The sequence below is a fragment of the Pseudomonas putida genome, from assembly GCF_001941965.1.
GTDB lineage: Bacteria > Pseudomonadota > Gammaproteobacteria > Pseudomonadales > Pseudomonadaceae > Aquipseudomonas > Aquipseudomonas putida_L.
In genome coordinates this window covers 310,163-327,159 of sequence record NZ_MKZO01000036.1, presented here as the reverse complement: position 1 = coordinate 327,159, position 16,997 = coordinate 310,163, and the positions used below count along the sequence as shown (strand labels likewise).

The window sequence follows — 16,997 nt, the reverse complement described above, 5'->3', positions numbered from 1 at the left end:
ACGGAGTGCGTAATGCAGACCTTGTACCCACAGATCAAACCCTACGCCCGGCACGATCTGGCAGTCGAAGCACCGCATGTGCTGTACGTCGATGAAAGTGGTTCACCGGAAGGTCTGCCGGTGGTGTTCATTCACGGTGGCCCCGGCGCCGGCTGCGATGCCCAGAGCCGCTGCTACTTCGACCCCACCGTCTACCGCATCATCACCTTCGACCAGCGCGGCTGTGGCCGCTCCACGCCCCACGCCAGCCTGGAAAACAACACCACCTGGCATCTGGTCGAAGACCTCGAGCGCATCCGCAAGCACCTCGGCATCGAGAAATGGGTCCTGTTCGGCGGCTCCTGGGGCTCGACCCTGGCCCTGGCCTACGCCCAGACCCATCCCGAGCGCGTCCATGGCCTGATCCTGCGCGGCATCTTCCTCTGCCGTCCGCAGGAGATCGACTGGTTCTACCAGACCGGTGGCGCCAGCCGCCTGTTCCCGGACTACTGGCAGGACTACATCGCGCCGATCCCGGTGGACGAACGCGACAACCTGGTCCAGGCCTTCCACAAGCGCCTTACCGGCAACGACCAGATCGCCCAGATGCACGCGGCCAAGGCCTGGTCCACCTGGGAAGGCCGCACCGCGACCCTGCGCCCGAACCCGCTGGTGGTCGATCGCTTCTCCGAGCCGCAGCGCGCCCTGTCGATCGCCCGCATCGAATGCCACTACTTCGTCAACAACGCCTTCCTCGACGAAAACCAGCTGATCCGCGACATGCCGAAGATCGCCCACCTGCCGGCGGTGATCGTGCATGGCCGCTATGACGTGATCTGCCCGCTGGACAACGCCTGGGAACTGCACCAGGCCTGGCCGAACAGTGAATTGAAGGTGATCCGCGACGCCGGCCACGCCGCCTCCGAGCCGGGCATCACCGACGCCCTGGTGCGCGCCGCCGAGCAGATGGCCCGGCGCCTGCTCGACCTGCCTTTGGAAGAAGCGTGAAGGGCCTGCTGCAACGGGTGCGTGGCGCCCGGGTGGAAGTGGAAGGGGAGATCGTCGGTTCCATCGATCAGGGCCTGATGGTGCTGGTCGCCGTGGAACCCGGCGACACCCCGGAACACGCCGACAAGCTGCTGCACAAGCTCCTCAACTACCGGGTCTTCAGCGACCCGCAGGGCAAGATGAACCTCTCCCTCAAGGACATCGACGGCGGCCTGCTGCTGGTGTCCCAGTTCACCCTGGCCGCGGACACCCGCAGCGGCCTGCGCCCGAGCTTTTCCACCGCCGCGCCGCCGGCCCTCGGCGCCGAACTGTTCGACTACCTGCTGGCCCAGGCGAGGCTCAAGCACGGCACTGTCGGCAGCGGTCGCTTCGGGGCCGACATGCAGGTTCACCTGGTCAATGATGGCCCCGTAACATTTATGTTACAAATATGAAGACAAAAATCCCCTTGTTTGCAGGAAAACAAGGGGTTTAGCAGCAAAAATAGTTGGCTGGCCCTGATGCGTTGTAACGCAGCCTGCTAGATAATCGCGCGCTACACAGGGCCGGCGTTCGACGGCCTGTTTACCTTGACTCGAGAACTGTCCGGAACCGTTTGGGGAATCATTGAGCCCTTTCGGAGTCCGAACAGTGCTCGCCAACCCGGCATGTGTCGCTGGCCGTTGGTTCTTTAGATCAGTATTCGGCGAGGGTTGCTCGTGATTGTAAGTCCCTTTGATGCTCCAAGAATGCCTGCCAGCCGGCTGCGCAAGGCCCTGATCGCGGGTTCGGCACTGATGTGCCTGCTCGGCTCCGGCCAGCTCTGGGCGTTCAACCTTGACGACGTGGCGGCCAAGGCGAAGGACCTGGCCGGACAGAAGTACGAAGCCCCGAAAAGCAATCTGCCGGCCGTGTTCCGCGACATGAAGTTCGCTGACTACCAGAAGATTCATTTCCGCACCGAGAAAGCCGAGTGGGCCGGGGAGAAGACCCCGTTCGAGCTGTCCTTCTATCACCAGGGCATGCACTTCGATACGCCGGTGAAAATCAATGAAGTCACCGCCACCACCGTCGAAGAAATCAAGTACGACCCGAGCCGCTTCGACTTCGGCGACCTGCAGTTCGATGCCAAGGCCACCGAGAAGCTCGGCTACGCCGGTTTCCGCGTTCTCTATCCGATCAACAAGGCGGACAAGCAGGACGAAATCATGACCCTGCTCGGCGCCAGCTACTTCCGCGTGGTCGGCAAGGGCCAGGTGTACGGCCTGTCGGCCCGCGGCCTGGCGATCGACACCGCGCTGCCGTCCGGCGAAGAATTCCCGCGCTTCACCGAGTTCTGGGTCGAGCGCCCGAGCGCCAACGACAAGCACCTGGTGATCTACGCCCTGCTGGATTCGCCGCGCTCCACCGGCGCCTACAAGCTGATCCTGCGTCCGGGTTCCGACACCATCGTCGATGTGCAGTCGAAAGTCTTCCTGCGTGACCACGTCAGCCGCCTGGGCATCGCCCCGCTGACCAGCATGTACCTGTTCGGCAGCAACCAGCCGTCCCGCGTGCCGAACTACCGTCCTTCGCTGCACGACTCCGAAGGCCTGTCGATCCATGCCGGCAACGGCGAATGGCTGTGGCGTCCGCTGAACAACCCGAAACACCTGGCCGTCAGCAACTTCAGCGTCGAGAACCCGCGCGGCTTCGGTCTGCTGCAGCGCAACCGCGACTTCGGCTTCTTCGAAGACCTGGATGACAACTACCAGAAACGTCCGAGCACCTGGATCGAGCCGAAGGGCGACTGGGGCAAGGGCACCGTCGACCTGGTCGAGATCCCGACCGCCGACGAGACCAACGACAACATCGTGGCCTTCTGGAGCCCGGAGAAACTGCCGGAGCCAGGGACCCCGATCGAATACGAATATCGCCTGCACTGGACCATGGACGAGTCCGAGTTCCACTCGCCTGAGCTAGGCTGGGTCAAGCAGACCATGCGTTCCACCGGCGACGTCAAGCAATCCAACCTGATTCGCCAGCCGGACGGCAGCGTGGCCTTCCTGGTCGACTTCGAAGGTCCGGCCCTGGCCAAGCTGGCGCCAGATACCGCGGTGCGTACCCAGGTCAGCCTGGACGACAACGCGGAGCTGGTGGAAAACAACCTGCGCTACAACCCTGAAATCAAGGGCTGGCGCCTGACCCTGCGGATGAAGGTCAAGGATCCGGGCAAGGCCGTGGAAATGCGCGCCGCCCTGGTTCGCGATGTGCCGGTCGAGCCGGCCAAGCCTGAAAAGCAGGAAGAGCCGAAGAAACAGGAAAAACCTGCGAAGCATGACAAGGCCGCGGCGAAAACCGCGAAGGCCGAGCAACCTGCCGAGCAGCCTGCCGCCGACGCGGCGCCCACCACCGAGGCCCCGGCCACCACCGAACAGGTGCTGACCGAGACCTGGAGCTATCAGTTGCCTGCCGATGAGTAACTCTTCAGCACGGCCGGAACCGCTCGTCGAGTATCTGGCCCACCTACCATTGAGCGATGAGCAACGGGCGGAACTCGCCCGCTGCAACTCGTTCAGCGAGTTGCACCAGCGCCTGTCGGTGCATCCGGCGCCTGCCGATGCCGAGTCCCCCCAGGGCTCGGTCGGCAGCCGGCTGAACCTGCTGACCGCAACCGATATGGAAGAGGTCGAGATGCTCGGCCTCGACGCCAACGGCCGGGTCTGCCTCAAGGCGACCCCGCCGATCCGCCGCACCCGGGTCGTGCCCGAGCCATGGCGGACCAACATCCTGATCCGCGGCTGGCGCCGGCTGACCGGGCGCACCAATGCCCCGGCCCCGGAAAAACGCGAGCTGCCGGCCGCGCGCTGGCGCTGGGTTGGCTCCATGCGCCGCTATATCCTGCTGGCCCTGATGATCGGCCAGACCCTGGTCGCTGGCTGGTACATGAAGGGCATCCTGCCTTATCAAGGCTGGTCCTTCGTCGACCTCGACGAGGTGATGCACCAGCCGCTGCTGCAGACCGCGGCGCAGGTCTGGCCGTATGCCTTGCAGACCAGCATCCTGATCCTCTTCGGCATCCTCTTCTGCTGGGTCTCGGCCGGTTTCTGGACCGCGCTGATGGGCTTCCTCGAACTGCTCACCGGGCGCGACAAGTACCGTATTTCCGGAAGCAGCGCCGGCAACGAGCCGATCGAGAAGGGCGCCCGTACTGCACTGGTCATGCCGATCTGCAACGAAGACGTGCCACGGGTGTTCGCCGGCCTGCGCGCCACCTTCGAGTCCGTTGCCGCCACCGGTGACCTGGACCGCTTCGACTTCTTCGTCCTCAGCGACACCAACGACACCGACATCGCCGTTGCCGAGCAACAGGCGTGGCTGGACGTCTGCCGCGAAACCAACGGTTTCGGGCGGATCTTCTACCGTCGCCGGCGTCGCCGGGTGAAGCGCAAGAGCGGCAACCTCGACGACTTCTGCCGTCGCTGGGGCAGCGACTACCGCTACATGGTGGTGCTCGACGCCGACAGCGTGATGAGCGGCGAATGCCTCACCAGCCTGGTGCGCCTGATGGAAGCCAACCCGGACGCCGGGATCATCCAGACCGCGCCGAAGGCTTCGGGCATGGACACCCTGTATGCGCGCATGCAGCAGTTCGCCACCCGCGTGTACGGCCCGCTGTTCACAGCCGGCCTGCACTTCTGGCAGCTGGGCGAGTCGCACTACTGGGGCCACAACGCGATCATCCGCATGAAGCCCTTCATCGAGCACTGCGCCCTGGCGCCGTTGCCGGGCAAGGGCGCCTTTGCCGGTGCGATTCTTTCCCACGACTTCGTCGAAGCCGCGCTGATGCGCCGTGCCGGTTGGGGCGTGTGGATCGCCTACGACCTGCCGGGCAGCTACGAAGAACTGCCGCCGAACCTGCTCGACGAGCTCAAGCGTGACCGTCGCTGGTGCCACGGCAACCTGATGAACTTCCGCCTGTTCCTGGTCAAGGGCATGCACCCGGTGCACCGCGCGGTGTTCCTCACCGGGGTGATGTCCTACCTGTCGGCGCCGCTGTGGTTCTTCTTCCTGGTGCTGTCGACGGCCTTGCTGGCGACCAACACCCTGATGGAGCCGCAGTACTTCCTCGAACCACGGCAGCTGTACCCGCTGTGGCCGCAGTGGCACCCGGAGAAGGCCATCGCGCTGTTCTCCACCACCATCGTGCTGTTGTTCCTGCCCAAGCTGCTCAGCGTCATCCTGATCTGGGCCAAGGGCGCGAAGGAGTTTGGCGGGCGCATCAAGGTGACCCTGTCGATGCTCCTGGAGATGCTGTTCTCCATGCTGCTGGCGCCGGTGCGGATGATCTTCCACACCCGTTTCGTCCTCGCCGCGTTCCTCGGCTGGGCCGCGACCTGGAACTCGCCGCAGCGTGACGACGACTCCACGCCGTGGAGCGAAGCGGTACGCCGCCATGGCCCGCAGACCCTGCTGGGCGTGGCCTGGGCGCTGCTGGTGGCCTGGCTGAACCCGAGCTTCCTGTGGTGGCTGGTGCCTATCGTCGGTTCGCTGACCCTGTCGATCCCGGTCTCGGTGATCTCCAGCCGGGTCAACCTGGGCCTGCGCGCCAAGGACGAGAAGCTGTTCCTGATTCCCGAGGAGTACTCGACGCCCCAGGAACTGCTGGCGACCGACCAGTACACCCACGAGAACCGCTGGCACGCGCTCAAGGACGGTTTCGTCCGCGCCGTGGTCGATCCGAAGCAGAACGCCCTGGCCTGTGCCCTGGCCACTGCCCGTCACCGCGAAGCAGCGCCGATCGAGGCGCTGCGCGCCGAGCGTATCGCCAAGGCCCTGCAGGTCGGCCCGTCCGGTCTGGACGGCAACACCCGCCTGGCCCTGCTCAGCGACCCGGTGGCCCTGGCCCGCCTGCACGAGCAGATCTGGGCCGAGCAGACCCCGGCCTGGCTGGACGTGTGGCGCAAGTCCATCGCCAGCGATCCGCACTCGCCGCTGCTGCCGTTGCACCCCGAGCCGGCGCCGCAGCCGGCCCTGGCCAACGCCTGACCCGCAACGGGGCGACATTCGTCGCCCCGTTGCATTTTCTGGTATCAATAAGTAACAAAGTCTTCACGGACGCTAGGTCCCGTGCCGCTCATGCGTTAGCATCCCACCCCGACTATGGCGCGTCGTCTGTAGGACTTTTCGCGCACACAATAAAATTCGAGCGGTTTTCTGTTTGGGGGAAGTGGTGATGTTCAAAAAGTATCTGTCGATGCTGCTGGCCGGCGTCGCGGCCACCGTGGCGGTGTGCTCCGCCCAGGCTGGCGTGATCGATGACGCGACCAAGCGCGGCACCCTGCGCGTCGGCATGGACCCGACCTACATGCCCTTCGAGATGACCAACAAGCGCGGTGAGATCATCGGCTTCGAAGTGGACATCCTCAAGGCCATGGCCAAGTCCATGGGCGTCAAGCTGGAACTGGTTTCCACTGGCTACGACGGCATCATCCCGGCCCTGATGACCAACAAGTTCGACATGATCGGCAGCGGCATGACCCTGACCCAGGAGCGCAACCTGAAGCTGAACTTCAGCGAGCCCTTCATCGTCGTCGGCCAGACCCTGCTGATCCGCAAGGAACTGGAAGGCAAGGTCAAGTCGTACAAGGACCTGAACAGCGCTGAGTACCGCCTGACCTCCAAGCTGGGCACCACCGGCGAGATGATGGCCAAGAAAATGATCAGCAAGGCCCAGTACCACGGCTACGACAACGAGCAGGAGGGCGTGCTGGACGTGGTCAACGGCAAGGCTGACGCCTTCGTCTACGACGCCCCGTACAACGTCGTTGCCCTGACCAAGGTCGGCAACGGCAAGCTGGTCTACCTGGACGAGCCGTTCACCTACGAGCCGCTGGCCTTCGGCCTGAAGAAAGGCGACTACGACAGCATCAACTTCATCAACAACTTCCTGCACCAGATCAAGCACGACGGCACCTACGATCGAATCCACGACAAGTGGTTCAAGAAGACCGAGTGGCTGAAGGACATGGAATAAGGCCCAGGCTCCACGCCCAGGCTTGAAACCCGACGCGCAGGCTTGTCCTGCGCGTTCGCATTTACGGAACCCTCAACGTGATCAAACACAAGAAAGCCCAGTGGCCCTGGCACGGGCTGACCGCGCTGGTCCTGGTCGGACTGGCGGTGAGTCTGTATTTCGCCACCTCGATGATTTCCTACGAGTGGCGCTGGAACCGTGTGCCGCAATACTTCGCCTACCAGGCCGAAGAAGCCCATCGCGCTGCCGGCTACGGCACGGTGCAGGAGATCGAGCGCAAGGGCGGCACTGCCGTGGTGACCCTGCGTGATGAAGACGGCAACGACCAGGTGCTGGAAGTCGACCAGGCCAGCGTGCAGCTGTCCCAGGGCGACGATGTAGCCGAAGGCGACGTGATCGGCCTGACCCACCACTGGGCCGCCGGCCCGCTGGCCTGGGGTCTGTGGACCACCATCTGGATCTCCGTGGCGTCGGGCATCGCCGGCCTGGTGATCGGCCTGTTCGCCGGGCTGTGCCGCCTGTCGAGCAACCCGACCCTGCGCGACCTGTCCACGGTCTACGTCGAACTGGTGCGCGGTACGCCGCTGCTGGTGCAGATCTTCATCTTCTACTTCTTCATCGGCACGGTGCTCAACCTGTCCCGGGAGTTCGCCGGGGTCGCGGCGCTGGCGCTGTTCACCGGTGCCTACGTGGCCGAGATCGTCCGCGCCGGCGTGCAGTCGATCGCCAAGGGCCAGAGTGAAGCGGCGCGCTCGCTGGGCCTGAATGCCTCGCAATCGATGCGCCACGTGGTTCTGCCGCAGGCGTTCAAGCGCGTGCTGCCGCCGTTGGCCGGGCAGTTCATCAGCCTGGTCAAGGACACCTCGCTGGTCTCGGTGATCGCCATCACCGAACTGACCAAGAGCGGCCGCGAGGCGATCACCACCTCGTTCTCCACCTTCGAGATCTGGTTCTGTGTCGCCGGGCTGTACCTGCTGATCAACCTGCCGCTGTCGCACTTCGCCAGCCGGCTCGAGCGGAGGCTTGCGCAAAGTGATTGAAGTCCGTGATCTGACCAAAGTCTTCGACACCCGCGGCATGGTCGTGCGGGCTGTGGATAACGTCACCACCCAGGTCGCCCGTGGCGAAGTGCTGGTGGTGCTGGGCCCGTCGGGTTCGGGCAAGTCGACCTTCCTGCGCTGCCTCAACGGCCTGGAATCCTTCGACTCTGGCAGCGTGGCCATCGATGGTCTGCAACTGGCTGACCCGAAGACCGATATCAACGCCTATCGCCGTGAAGTCGGCATGGTGTTCCAGCACTTCAACCTGTTCCCGCACATGACCGTGCTGGAGAACCTGTGCCTGGCGCAGAAGGTCGTGCGCAAGCGCGGCAAGGCCGAGCGCGAGGCCAAGGCGAAAGCCTTGCTGGAGAAGGTGGGCATCGGGCAGAAGGCCAACGAATACCCGTCGCGGCTCTCCGGTGGCCAGCAGCAGCGCGTGGCGATTGCCCGGGCGCTGGCGATGGACCCGAAGGTGATGCTGTTCGACGAGCCGACGTCGGCGCTCGACCCGGAAATGGTCGGCGAAGTGCTGGATGTGATGAAGACCCTGGCCCAGGAAGGCATGACCATGGTCTGCGTGACTCATGAAATGGGCTTTGCGCGGGAAGTGGCGGATCGGGTGCTGTTCTTCGATCACGGGAAGCTGCTGGAGGATTCGCCGCCGGAGCAGTTCTTTACTGCACCTAAAGACCTGCGGGCCCAGGCCTTCCTCCGCCAGGTTCTCTAAGCTCTGTCGCTCTTCCGGGCCCTATCGCTGGCAAGCCAGCTCCCACAGGTTCAGCGGTGCACGCGATACTTGTGGGAGCTGGCTTGCCAGCGATAGGGCCATCAGCCACACAAATGGATTACAGGCGGAACCGCGATACCAGCGACTGCAAATGCGTCCCCAAGCGCGCCAGTTCCACGCTGGACGCCGCCGTCTCCTCACTCGCCGACGCCGTCTGATCCGACACATCCCGCACATTCATCACGCTGCGGTTGATCTCTTCCGCCACCGCGCTCTGCTGTTCCGCCGCCGCCGCGATCTGCTGGTTCATCGCCTGGATCGACGACACGGTCCTGGTAATGGTCTCCAGCGAAACCCCGGCACTGCGGGTCAACTGCACGCTGCTGTCGGTCAGGTTCCGGCTGTTGTCCATCACCGCCGCCACCTGCTGGGTGCCGTTCTGCAACCCGGCGATCAATTGCTCGATCTCCTCGGTGGACTGCTGGGTGCGCTGCGCCAGGCTGCGCACCTCATCCGCGACCACGGCAAACCCGCGACCCGCTTCACCGGCCCGGGCCGCTTCGATGGCCGCGTTGAGCGCCAGCAGGTTGGTCTGCTCGGCCACCGACTTGATCACGTCCAGTACGCTGCCGATCTTCGCGCTCTCGGCCTTGAGGTCGTTCATTGCAGTGCTGGAGTTACCGACTTCCTTGGCCAGGCGCTCGATCTGGGCAATGGCCTGGGCCACCACGCGATCACCTTCGCGGGCCTGGTTGTCGGCCATCTTCGCGGCTTCGGAAGCCTCTTCGGCATTGCGGGCCACTTCATGCACGGTGGCGGCCATTTCGTTCATGGCGGTGGCGACCTGGTCAGTTTCCACCTTCTGGTTGTTGACCCCGGCGCTGGTCTGCTCGGTCACTGCGGACAGTTCCTCGGCAGCACTGGCGATCTGGGTGACGCCATCGCCAATCCCGCCGATCAGCTCGCGCAGGCTCAGGGTCATGCGCTGCATGCTGCGCTGCAACTGGCCCAGTTCGTCACGCCGCTGCTCGTGGAGGTCGTGGCTGAGGTCGCCGCTGGCGATGCGGTCCACGGCGGTCAGGGTCTGGCGCAGCGGGATGACGATCTGCCGGGTGATCGCCCAGGCGGCCAGGATGCCGAAGGCCAGGGCGAGCAGGGTGGCGAGGCCAAGCATGGACTTGGCATGCTCGGTTTCGGTGTCGCGAATCTTGGTCTGGGACTGGGTCAGCTCGCTGCTCAGGTCGAGCAGGCGGGTGCCCAGCTTGCCCATCTCGGCCAAGGCCTTCTCGCCGGCTGACTGGGCGGCGCCTACCTGGACCACCGCGCCGCGGTAGGCATTCAGGGCCTCGGCAGTCGCGACCAGGCTGGCCTGATGTTGCGCCGGCACCTTGCCCGGCAGCGACTTGATCAGCGCCAGCGCCTCGTCGATGGCGGTCAGTGCGGTGGCCTGGAACTCATCCTTGCCGCTGTAGGTGTAGCCGCGTACCTGGAAACGCGCCTGTTGCAGCAGCTTTGCCGTCTCGACCGCGTTGTTGAACACCACGATGTCACCGTCCTGCAGCAGGGCTTGCTGGACCTGGTCGAGCAGCGCGGCAGCCTGGTCGGCGCTGCTGCCGAGAATGGCACGGGCGGCCTCGCGGGCGTCTGCAGCGCGCTTGAGGTCGGCGAAGGCGCTTTCATAGGCGCGGACCGTCTGCTCCTGGTCAGCGAGACGCTTGCTGTCCTGAGGCTCCTTGACGCCCTTGCTGACCCGTTGCAGGGTCGTGGCCAGCGACGCCAGGGCCTGTTCCACCTGGGCGGTGGAGGCGGCGTCACGGTTGTGCTCGTAGCTCTGCCGGGCGATACGCAGGACCTGGGTACCCTGGTACACCTCTGAGATCTCGCCGAGCTTGTCACCCCGGCCGATCACGCCGCTCAGGCCTTGCCAGCCGGTGAAGGTGATAGCGAGGGTCAGCAGCAACACGATGCTGAAGCCGATCCCCAGTTTGCGATTGACGCTCACATTGCCCAGGTGCAGGGCCATCCAACGGTACATACGGTCACTCCGGTTCTGTCAGGCGAGGCAGATTTCTAGGCTGTGTTCCTGAATCGGCTCGCCGTGACAAAACTGAAGATGGCAAAAGCGTCTAAACCGGGGCTAAAGAGGTAGCCAATAGTCCTATAGACCGTGTGGGAAAGCGCTTAGAAAAGACGAGCGAGCAGGGCGGTGACGGCTGTTTCCACGCGCAGGATGCGATCACCGAGCTGCACCGGGGCGAGCCCGGCCTTGCCCAGCAGGTCGATCTCGTAAGGAATCCAGCCGCCTTCCGGCCCGATGGCCAGGGTCACCGGCTCATCCACGCCGCGCGGGCAGGGCGGGTGGTTGCCAGGATGGCCGACCAGGCCGAGGGTGCCGGCGGCGATGGCCGGCAGGCGGTCCTCGACGAAGGGCTTGAAGCGCTTCTCGATGATGACTTCCGGCAGCACCGTGTCGCGGGCCTGTTCCAGGCCGAGGATCAGGTTCTCGCGGATGTTCTCCGGGTCGAGGAACGGCGTCTGCCAGAAGCTCTTTTCCACCCGGTAGCTGTTGACCAGCACCAGCTTGGCCACGCCCATGGTGGCGATGGTCTGGAACACCCGGCGGAGCATTTTCGGTCGCGGCAGGGCGAGCACCAGGGTCAGCGGCAGCTTGGCCGGCGGAGCCTGGTCGAAGCTCAGGGACAGTTCGGCTTCATGGCCTTCCAGGCGCTCGACCCGGGCTTGGCCCATCCGCCCGCCAATGCGCCCGACCCGCAGGCTGTCGCCCACCGCCACGCGATGGATCTCCTGCATATGGGTGAAGCGGCGGTCGTTCAGGACCGCACGGTCGGCCGAGATGAAATCGGCCTCCTCGAGCAGCAACAGGTTCACGGCTGGGTCGCTGGCGGCTGGTCGTCCGGGGTGTCGTCGCTGGCTTGTTCTTCCTGGCGGCGCTTGCGCACCAGGCCGCCGAACAGCACGCCGATCTCGAACAGCATCCACATCGGCACGGCCAGCAGGGTCTGCGAGAAGATGTCCGGCGGAGTCAGGATCATGCCGACCACGAAGCAGCCGATGATCACGTACGGGCGGATCTTGCGCAGGTACTGCACGTCCACGACACCGATCCACACCAGCAGGACCACGGCCACCGGGATCTCGAAGGCCACCCCGAAGGCGAAGAACAGGGTCATGACGAAATCGAGGTAGCTGGCGATGTCGGTCATCATCGACACGCCTTCGGGCGTGGCGCTGGCGAAGAAGCCGAAGATCAGCGGGAAGACCAGGAAGTAGGCGAAGGCCATGCCGGCGTAGAACAGCAGGATGCTGGACACCAGCAGCGGGATCGCCACGCGCTTTTCATGGCGGTACAGGCCGGGCGCGATGAAGCCCCAGATCTGGTAGAGGATGAACGGGATCGCCAGGAACAGCGAAACGATCATGGTCAGCTTGAACGGCGTGAGGAACGGCGAGGCCACGTCGGTGGCGATCATCGTCGCGTTGGCCGGCAGGTGCGCGCGCAGCGGCGCCGAGACCAGGGTGTAGATCTGCTGGGCGAAGGAGAACAGCCCGGCGAAGATCAGGAAGACCGCCGCCACGCAGCGCAGCAGGCGGGTCCGCAGTTCGGTGAGGTGCGACACCAGCGGCATCGGCTGGTCGTGTTCCGGGATCTCGCTCATGGGGCTCGCGGCGGTTGGGTCGGTTCGGTGGGCGGCGGGGTGACGGGGGCCGGTTCAGGAGTGACGACAGGGGTTACCGGCGGTACGGGCGCAACAGGCGCCACGGGGGCAGGCTCGGCTGCCACCGGGGGCACCGGCTCGCTACCGGGCGTGGTGGCCGGGTCCGGGGTCACGCTGTGTGGATTGAGGATGCGCCGGGCTTCCTGCTCCATCGAGAGGATGTGCTCGTTGTGCAGTTGCCGGCGGATCTCGTCGGCGCCGATCTCGCGCTCCACTTCCTGCTTGATGGAATTGAAGCTGCGCTTGAGCCGCCCGATCCACAGGCCGGCGGTGCGCGCCGCGCCGGGCAGGCGCTCGGGGCCGAGCACCACCAGGGCGACCAGGCCGACGAGCAGCAACTCGCTGAAGCTGATGCCGAACATGGGATCACTCTTTCCTTGCAGGTTCCTGGACCTTCTGCGCCTGGCCGTCGAAGGTTTGCGGCTGGTTCAGCGGGGCGCCCTGCGGTGGTACCGGCTGGGAAGGTTGCGCGGCCTGGACGTTCGGGTCCGCCGGCTTCTCTTCTTCGTTCATGGCCTTGCGGAAGCCCTTGATGGACTCGCCCAGGTCGCTGCCGAAGTTCTTCAGCTTCTTGGTGCCGAAGACCAGCACGACCACGACCAGCAGGACGATCCAGTGTTTCCAGTCAAAAATACCCATGGTGCTTTCCTCGAATGTAGTGTCAGTCAGGCCGATGGCTGGCGAGCGGCTTTTTCGTCATGGCCGGACAGGCCGAAGCGGCGTTCCAGCTCGGCCAGCACGGCCTGCGGGTGTTGGCCCAATGCACTGAGCATGACCAGGCTATGGAACCACAGGTCGGCGGTTTCATAGATGACATCGCTGCAGTCGCCGCTGACGGCGGCGTCCTTGGCGGCGATGATGGTTTCCACCGATTCCTCGCCGACCTTCTCAAGGATCTTGTTCAGGCCCTTGTGGTACAGGCTGGCGACGTAGGAACTGTCGGGGGCCGCGCCCTTGCGGGCTTCCAGTACTTCGGCCAGGCGGCTCAGGGTGTCGCTCATGTTCAGTGTCCTGCGTTGTAGATGGCGTCCGGGTCCTTCAGGACCGGGTCGACGATTTTCCACTGGCCGTCTTCGAAGACGCGGTAGAAGCAGCTTTCGCGGCCGGTGTGGCAGGCGATATGACCCAGTTGCTCGACCATCAGGATGATCACGTCGGCGTCGCAGTCCAGGCGCAGCTCATGCAGTTTCTGCACATGGCCGGACTCCTCGCCCTTGCGCCACAGTTTGCCACGGGAGCGCGACCAGTAGATGGCGCGCTGCTCGGCGGCGGTCAGGGCCAGGGATTCGCGGTTCATCCAGGCCATCATCAATACGCGCCCGGTCTTGTGGTCCTGGGCGATGGCCGGTACCAGGCCGTTGCTGTCCCACTTGATCTCGTCCAGCCAGTCTTTCATGTTCGACTCCCAAATCAGGCCACGGCCCCGCGCCGATGCCGGCGGCTAGTGTGCCAGCCGCTGGCCGTCGTGGCTATCGGCGAACCACCAGGTAGAGCCCCGCCGCCAGCATCAGCCAGGCCGGCCAGACGCTGGTGGCTACGAAGTTCTCCGCGCCGGTGGCGAGCACCGCGCCACCGCCCAGCAGGGCAGCACCGAGCAGGCGCAGGGCCCAGTGGTCCTGCTGCTTCCACGGGGCCGGCGGGTCGTTGAGGTGCGGCTGCGACATGCGTTCCAGCAGGTCGCGGGTCATGTTGGCCAGGTGCGGCACCTGCTCGACCTGGCTGTGCAGGTTCTGCAGCAGGGTTTTCGGGCTGACCCGGTCGCGCATCCAGCGTTCGAGGAACGGCTGGGCGGTGCTCCACAGGTCCAGGTCCGGATACAACTGGCGGCCCAGGCCTTCGATGTTCAGCAGGGTCTTCTGCAGCAGCACCAGTTGCGGCTGCACTTCCATGTTGAAGCGCCGCGCAGTCTGGAACAGGCGCATCAGCACCTGGCCGAAGGAGATGTCCTTCAGCGGTTTTTCGAAGATCGGCTCGCACACGGTGCGGATCGCCGCCTCGAACTCGTTGAGCTTGGTCTGCGCCGGGACCCAGCCGGAATCGATGTGCAACTGCGCCACGCGGCGGTAGTCGCGCTTGAAGAAGGCGAACAGGTTGCGCGCCAGGTAGTCCTGGTCTTCCGGGGTCAGGCTGCCGACGATGCCGCAGTCGATGGCAATGTACTGCGGGCTCCAGGGCTTCACGGTGCTGACGAAGATGTTGCCGGGGTGCATGTCGGCGTGGAAGAAGCTGTCGCGGAACACCTGGGTGAAGAAGATCTCCACGCCGCGCTCGGCGAGCATCTTCATGTCGGTGCGCTGGTCGGCGAGGGTCTCCAGGTCGGTGACCTGGATGCCGTAGATGCGCTCCATCACCAGCACTTTCGGGCGGCACCAGTCCCAGTAGACCTGGGGCACGTACATCATGTCCGAGCCTTCGAAGTTGCGCCGCAACTGGCTGGCGTTGGCCGCCTCGCGAAGCAGGTCGAGCTCGTCGTAGATGGTCTTCTCGTAGTCGCTGACCACGTCCACCGGGTGCAGCAGGCGGGCATCGGCGGAGACCCGCTCGGCGCCGCGGGCAATCAGGAACAGCCAGGCCAGGTCCTGGGCGATCACCGGCTTGAGGCCGGGACGCACCACCTTGACCACCACTTCCTCGCCGCTTTTCAGGCGGGCGGCGTGGACCTGGGCAACGGAAGCCGAGGCCAATGGCTCGACATCGAAGCGTGCGAACACTTCGCCGACCTTGGCGCCCAGTTGCTCTTCGATCAGCGCCACGGCCTTTTGCGGATCAAAGGGCGGGACGCGGTCCTGCAGCAGCATCAGCTCGTCGGCGATATCCGCCGGCAAAAGGTCGCGGCGGGTGGAGAGCAACTGGCCGAACTTGATGAAGATCGGCCCGAGGTCCTGCAGGGCCAGGCGCAGGCGCGCGCCACGGCTCAGTTCGAGCTTCTTGCGCGGCAGCCAGCGCCACGGCATCAGCAGCCGCAGGGAGGCCAGCCACCAGGGCAGGGGCAGGTCGAACAGCAGGTCATCGAGACGGTAGCGGATTACGACGCGCTGGATGCGCAACAGACGGCGGACGGCGAGCAGCTTCATGCGTTATCGCTGGATTCAAGGGATCGGGCAAGGCGCTCGAGGCGCGCCTCGAGGCGTTCAATGTCGAGCTTGAGGCTGTCGAGCTCTTCGAAGCGGGCTTCGGCTTCGCGCAGGCCCACCAGGGTGCGCGACTCTTCGGCCAGGTATTCGGAGGCGGTACGGCCCAGGCTGGACAGGCTGTCGCGGGTCCAGCGGGCGCGGCTGCGCAGGTGGCTGCCGAGCAGTTGGGTGGCCACCGGGCCGAGCCAGCGGGAGACTTCGTACTCCCAGTCCAGCTCCAGGTCCTGGAGTACGCCGAACAGGTCGAGCAGCACGGTGCTGTCACCGTCCAGCTCGACCTGCGGGCTGTGCAGCACGGCGGTCTTGTCCTGGCTCAGGGCCAGTTGCACCAGGCTGCTGGCCGGGGCACGCAGGGTACAGTCGGCGGGGCTGGCCCACTGGCTGGCCAGGAGCAGGCCTTCGTCGCTGGGCAGGACGAACAGTTGCAGGGCCGGCTGGCGGCAGTCGATGGCAATCACCTTGCCATCGAGCGGGGCCAGGCGCGGCAGCGCGGTGCTGTCCAGGCGCAGGACACGGTTGAGGCCGTGTTCGACGCTGGCGAGAAGGCCGGCGATGAGCATCAGGGCTTGATACCGCGGTGCAGGGCAACGATGCCGTTGGTCATGTTGTGGTAGGTGACGCGGTCGAAGCCGGCGTCGACCATCATGGCCTTGAGGGTTTCCTGGTCGGGGTGCATGCGGATCGATTCGGCCAGGTAGCGATAGCTTTCCGAGTCGTTGGTGATCAGCTTGCCGGCCAGCGGCATGAAGGCGAACGAGTAGGCGTCGTAGACCTTGGACATCAGCGTGCTGGTGGGTTTGGAGAACTCCAGCACCAGCAGGCGGCCACCGGGCTTGAGCACGCGCAGCATGGAGCGCAGGGCTTCGTCCTTGTGGGTCACGTTGCGCAGGCCGAAGGCGATGGTCACGCAGTCGAAATGGTTGTCCGGGAACGGCAGTTTTTCCGCGTCGGCCTGGACGAACTCGACGTTGCCGGCCACGCCCAGGTCGAGCAGGCGGTCACGGCCGACCTTGAGCATCGAGGCGTTGATATCGGCCAGCACGACCTGGCCGGTAGGGCCGACCAGGTGGGAGAACTTGCGGGTCAGGTCGCCGGTACCGCCGGCAATGTCCAGCACCCGGTTGCCGCTGCGCACACCGGACAGCTCGATGGCGAAGCGTTTCCACAGGCGGTGCATGCCCACGGACAGCACGTCGTTCATCAGGTCGTACTTGGCGGCTACCGAATGAAAGACCTCGGCGACCTTGTCGGCTTTCTGGCTTTCAGGAACGCTCTGGTAACCGAAATGAGTGGTGGGTTCGGCGTTATCGCCTTTGCGCTGCTCGTTCATATCGCTTCACCGGGAAAAATTACTCGCCATTCTAGGGCGTGCGACTG

Annotated in this window: 17 protein-coding genes and 1 pseudogene; 7 read left to right on the top strand and 11 right to left on the bottom strand. The window is 64.9% G+C overall.

Features of this window, described 5'->3' with window-relative positions; translation table 11 throughout:
* Positions 1–12 precede the first annotated feature (12 nt).
* The 7 genes from pip to PSEMO_RS20970 all read left to right on the top strand — a co-directional run bounded on the left by pip (position 13) and on the right by PSEMO_RS20970 (position 8,749).
* Positions 13–987, top strand: coding sequence for a prolyl aminopeptidase (gene pip / locus PSEMO_RS21000; protein WP_075804886.1), 975 nt, complete (start codon positions 13–15; stop codon positions 985–987).
* On the top strand, positions 984–1,421 hold the full coding sequence (gene dtd / locus PSEMO_RS20995; protein WP_075804885.1) for a D-aminoacyl-tRNA deacylase: 438 nt from the start codon (positions 984–986) through the stop codon (positions 1,419–1,421). Before pip ends, dtd begins: the two co-directional genes overlap by 4 nt.
* Before the next feature lie 264 nt (positions 1,422–1,685).
* Positions 1,686–3,428: a glucan biosynthesis protein G gene (locus PSEMO_RS20990; protein WP_081430305.1), complete on the top strand. Its 1,743-nt coding sequence runs from the start codon at positions 1,686–1,688 to the stop codon at positions 3,426–3,428.
* Positions 3,421–5,994 (top strand): glucans biosynthesis glucosyltransferase MdoH, encoded by a 2,574-nt coding sequence (mdoH, locus tag PSEMO_RS20985; protein ID WP_075804884.1) that lies wholly within the window; start codon positions 3,421–3,423, stop codon positions 5,992–5,994. The genes PSEMO_RS20990 and mdoH overlap by 8 nt, the downstream gene beginning before the upstream one ends.
* 187 nt (positions 5,995–6,181) lie before the next feature.
* The gene (locus PSEMO_RS20980) at positions 6,182–6,982 is read left to right on the top strand and encodes a transporter substrate-binding domain-containing protein (RefSeq protein ID WP_075804883.1); all 801 of its coding nucleotides are present in this window, start codon (positions 6,182–6,184) and stop codon (positions 6,980–6,982) included.
* Positions 6,983–7,059: 77 nt separating this feature from the next.
* Positions 7,060–8,022 carry an amino acid ABC transporter permease gene (locus PSEMO_RS20975; RefSeq protein WP_075804882.1) on the top strand — a complete coding sequence of 321 codons (963 nt, stop codon included), beginning with the start codon at positions 7,060–7,062 and terminating at the stop codon, positions 8,020–8,022.
* On the top strand, positions 8,015–8,749 hold the full coding sequence (locus tag PSEMO_RS20970) for an amino acid ABC transporter ATP-binding protein (RefSeq protein ID WP_009397751.1): 735 nt from the start codon (positions 8,015–8,017) through the stop codon (positions 8,747–8,749). The genes PSEMO_RS20975 and PSEMO_RS20970 overlap by 8 nt, the downstream gene beginning before the upstream one ends.
* Positions 8,750–8,867: 118 nt before the next feature.
* Here the strand turns inward: PSEMO_RS20970 and PSEMO_RS34340 are convergent, their stop codons facing one another.
* The 11 genes and pseudogenes from PSEMO_RS34340 to ubiE all read right to left on the bottom strand — a co-directional run bounded on the left by PSEMO_RS34340 (position 8,868) and on the right by ubiE (position 16,950).
* Entirely contained in the window at positions 8,868–9,581 is a 714-nt protein-coding gene (locus tag PSEMO_RS34340) for a methyl-accepting chemotaxis protein (protein WP_372239130.1), read from the bottom strand.
* A gap of 141 nt (positions 9,582–9,722) precedes the next feature.
* Positions 9,723–10,772: pseudogene (locus PSEMO_RS34335) on the bottom strand (methyl-accepting chemotaxis protein); the annotation flags it as partial.
* A 158-nt stretch (positions 10,773–10,930) separates the two neighbouring features.
* A complete protein-coding gene (locus PSEMO_RS20960; RefSeq protein ID WP_075804880.1) occupies positions 10,931–11,638 on the bottom strand; it encodes a 16S rRNA (uracil(1498)-N(3))-methyltransferase in 708 nt (235 codons plus the stop codon).
* Positions 11,635–12,426 (bottom strand): twin-arginine translocase subunit TatC, encoded by a 792-nt coding sequence (gene tatC / locus PSEMO_RS20955; RefSeq protein WP_075804879.1) that lies wholly within the window; start codon positions 12,424–12,426, stop codon positions 11,635–11,637. Before tatC ends, PSEMO_RS20960 begins: the two co-directional genes overlap by 4 nt.
* On the bottom strand, positions 12,423–12,848 hold the full coding sequence (gene tatB / locus PSEMO_RS20950; RefSeq protein ID WP_075804878.1) for a Sec-independent protein translocase protein TatB: 426 nt from the start codon (positions 12,846–12,848) through the stop codon (positions 12,423–12,425). The genes tatC and tatB overlap by 4 nt, the downstream gene beginning before the upstream one ends.
* Before the next feature lie 4 nt (positions 12,849–12,852).
* Positions 12,853–13,125, bottom strand: coding sequence for a twin-arginine translocase TatA/TatE family subunit (locus PSEMO_RS20945; protein ID WP_075804877.1), 273 nt, complete (start codon positions 13,123–13,125; stop codon positions 12,853–12,855).
* 26 nt (positions 13,126–13,151) lie between these two features.
* On the bottom strand, positions 13,152–13,487 hold the full coding sequence (locus PSEMO_RS20940; RefSeq protein ID WP_009397764.1) for a phosphoribosyl-ATP diphosphatase: 336 nt from the start codon (positions 13,485–13,487) through the stop codon (positions 13,152–13,154).
* Between the two features lie 2 nt (positions 13,488–13,489).
* On the bottom strand, positions 13,490–13,882 hold the full coding sequence (gene hisI / locus PSEMO_RS20935) for a phosphoribosyl-AMP cyclohydrolase (RefSeq protein WP_009397765.1): 393 nt from the start codon (positions 13,880–13,882) through the stop codon (positions 13,490–13,492).
* Positions 13,883–13,955: 73 nt separating this feature from the next.
* Positions 13,956–15,560 carry a ubiquinone biosynthesis regulatory protein kinase UbiB gene (gene ubiB / locus PSEMO_RS20930; RefSeq protein ID WP_075804876.1) on the bottom strand — a complete coding sequence of 535 codons (1,605 nt, stop codon included), beginning with the start codon at positions 15,558–15,560 and terminating at the stop codon, positions 13,956–13,958.
* Positions 15,557–16,180: a ubiquinone biosynthesis accessory factor UbiJ gene (locus PSEMO_RS20925; RefSeq protein WP_075804875.1), complete on the bottom strand. Its 624-nt coding sequence runs from the start codon at positions 16,178–16,180 to the stop codon at positions 15,557–15,559. The genes ubiB and PSEMO_RS20925 overlap by 4 nt, the downstream gene beginning before the upstream one ends.
* Complete coding sequence (gene ubiE, locus PSEMO_RS20920) at positions 16,180–16,950, bottom strand: bifunctional demethylmenaquinone methyltransferase/2-methoxy-6-polyprenyl-1,4-benzoquinol methylase UbiE (RefSeq protein WP_075804874.1); 771 nt, start codon at positions 16,948–16,950, stop codon at positions 16,180–16,182. Before ubiE ends, PSEMO_RS20925 begins: the two co-directional genes overlap by 1 nt.
* Between the last annotated feature and the right edge of the window lie 47 nt (positions 16,951–16,997).

What these genes read in the sequence shown, in the direction of transcription:
- pip (WP_075804886.1), top strand. Translation starts at nt 13, where the DNA reads ATGCAGACCTTGTACCCACAGATCAAACCCTACGCCCGGCACGATCTG.
- mdoH (WP_075804884.1), top strand. Translation starts at nt 3,421, where the DNA reads ATGAGTAACTCTTCAGCACGGCCGGAACCGCTCGTCGAGTATCTGGCC.
- PSEMO_RS20980 (WP_075804883.1), top strand. Translation starts at nt 6,182, where the DNA reads ATGTTCAAAAAGTATCTGTCGATGCTGCTGGCCGGCGTCGCGGCCACC.
- PSEMO_RS34340 (WP_372239130.1), bottom strand. Translation starts at nt 9,581, where the DNA reads ATGAACGAAATGGCCGCCACCGTGCATGAAGTGGCCCGCAATGCCGAA.
- tatC (WP_075804879.1), bottom strand. Translation starts at nt 12,426, where the DNA reads ATGAGCGAGATCCCGGAACACGACCAGCCGATGCCGCTGGTGTCGCAC.
- tatB (WP_075804878.1), bottom strand. Translation starts at nt 12,848, where the DNA reads ATGTTCGGCATCAGCTTCAGCGAGTTGCTGCTCGTCGGCCTGGTCGCC.
- PSEMO_RS20945 (WP_075804877.1), bottom strand. Translation starts at nt 13,125, where the DNA reads ATGGGTATTTTTGACTGGAAACACTGGATCGTCCTGCTGGTCGTGGTC.
- PSEMO_RS20940 (WP_009397764.1), bottom strand. Translation starts at nt 13,487, where the DNA reads ATGAGCGACACCCTGAGCCGCCTGGCCGAAGTACTGGAAGCCCGCAAG.
- hisI (WP_009397765.1), bottom strand. Translation starts at nt 13,882, where the DNA reads ATGAAAGACTGGCTGGACGAGATCAAGTGGGACAGCAACGGCCTGGTA.
- ubiB (WP_075804876.1), bottom strand. Translation starts at nt 15,560, where the DNA reads ATGAAGCTGCTCGCCGTCCGCCGTCTGTTGCGCATCCAGCGCGTCGTA.
- PSEMO_RS20925 (WP_075804875.1), bottom strand. Translation starts at nt 16,180, where the DNA reads ATGCTCATCGCCGGCCTTCTCGCCAGCGTCGAACACGGCCTCAACCGT.
- ubiE (WP_075804874.1), bottom strand. Translation starts at nt 16,950, where the DNA reads ATGAACGAGCAGCGCAAAGGCGATAACGCCGAACCCACCACTCATTTC.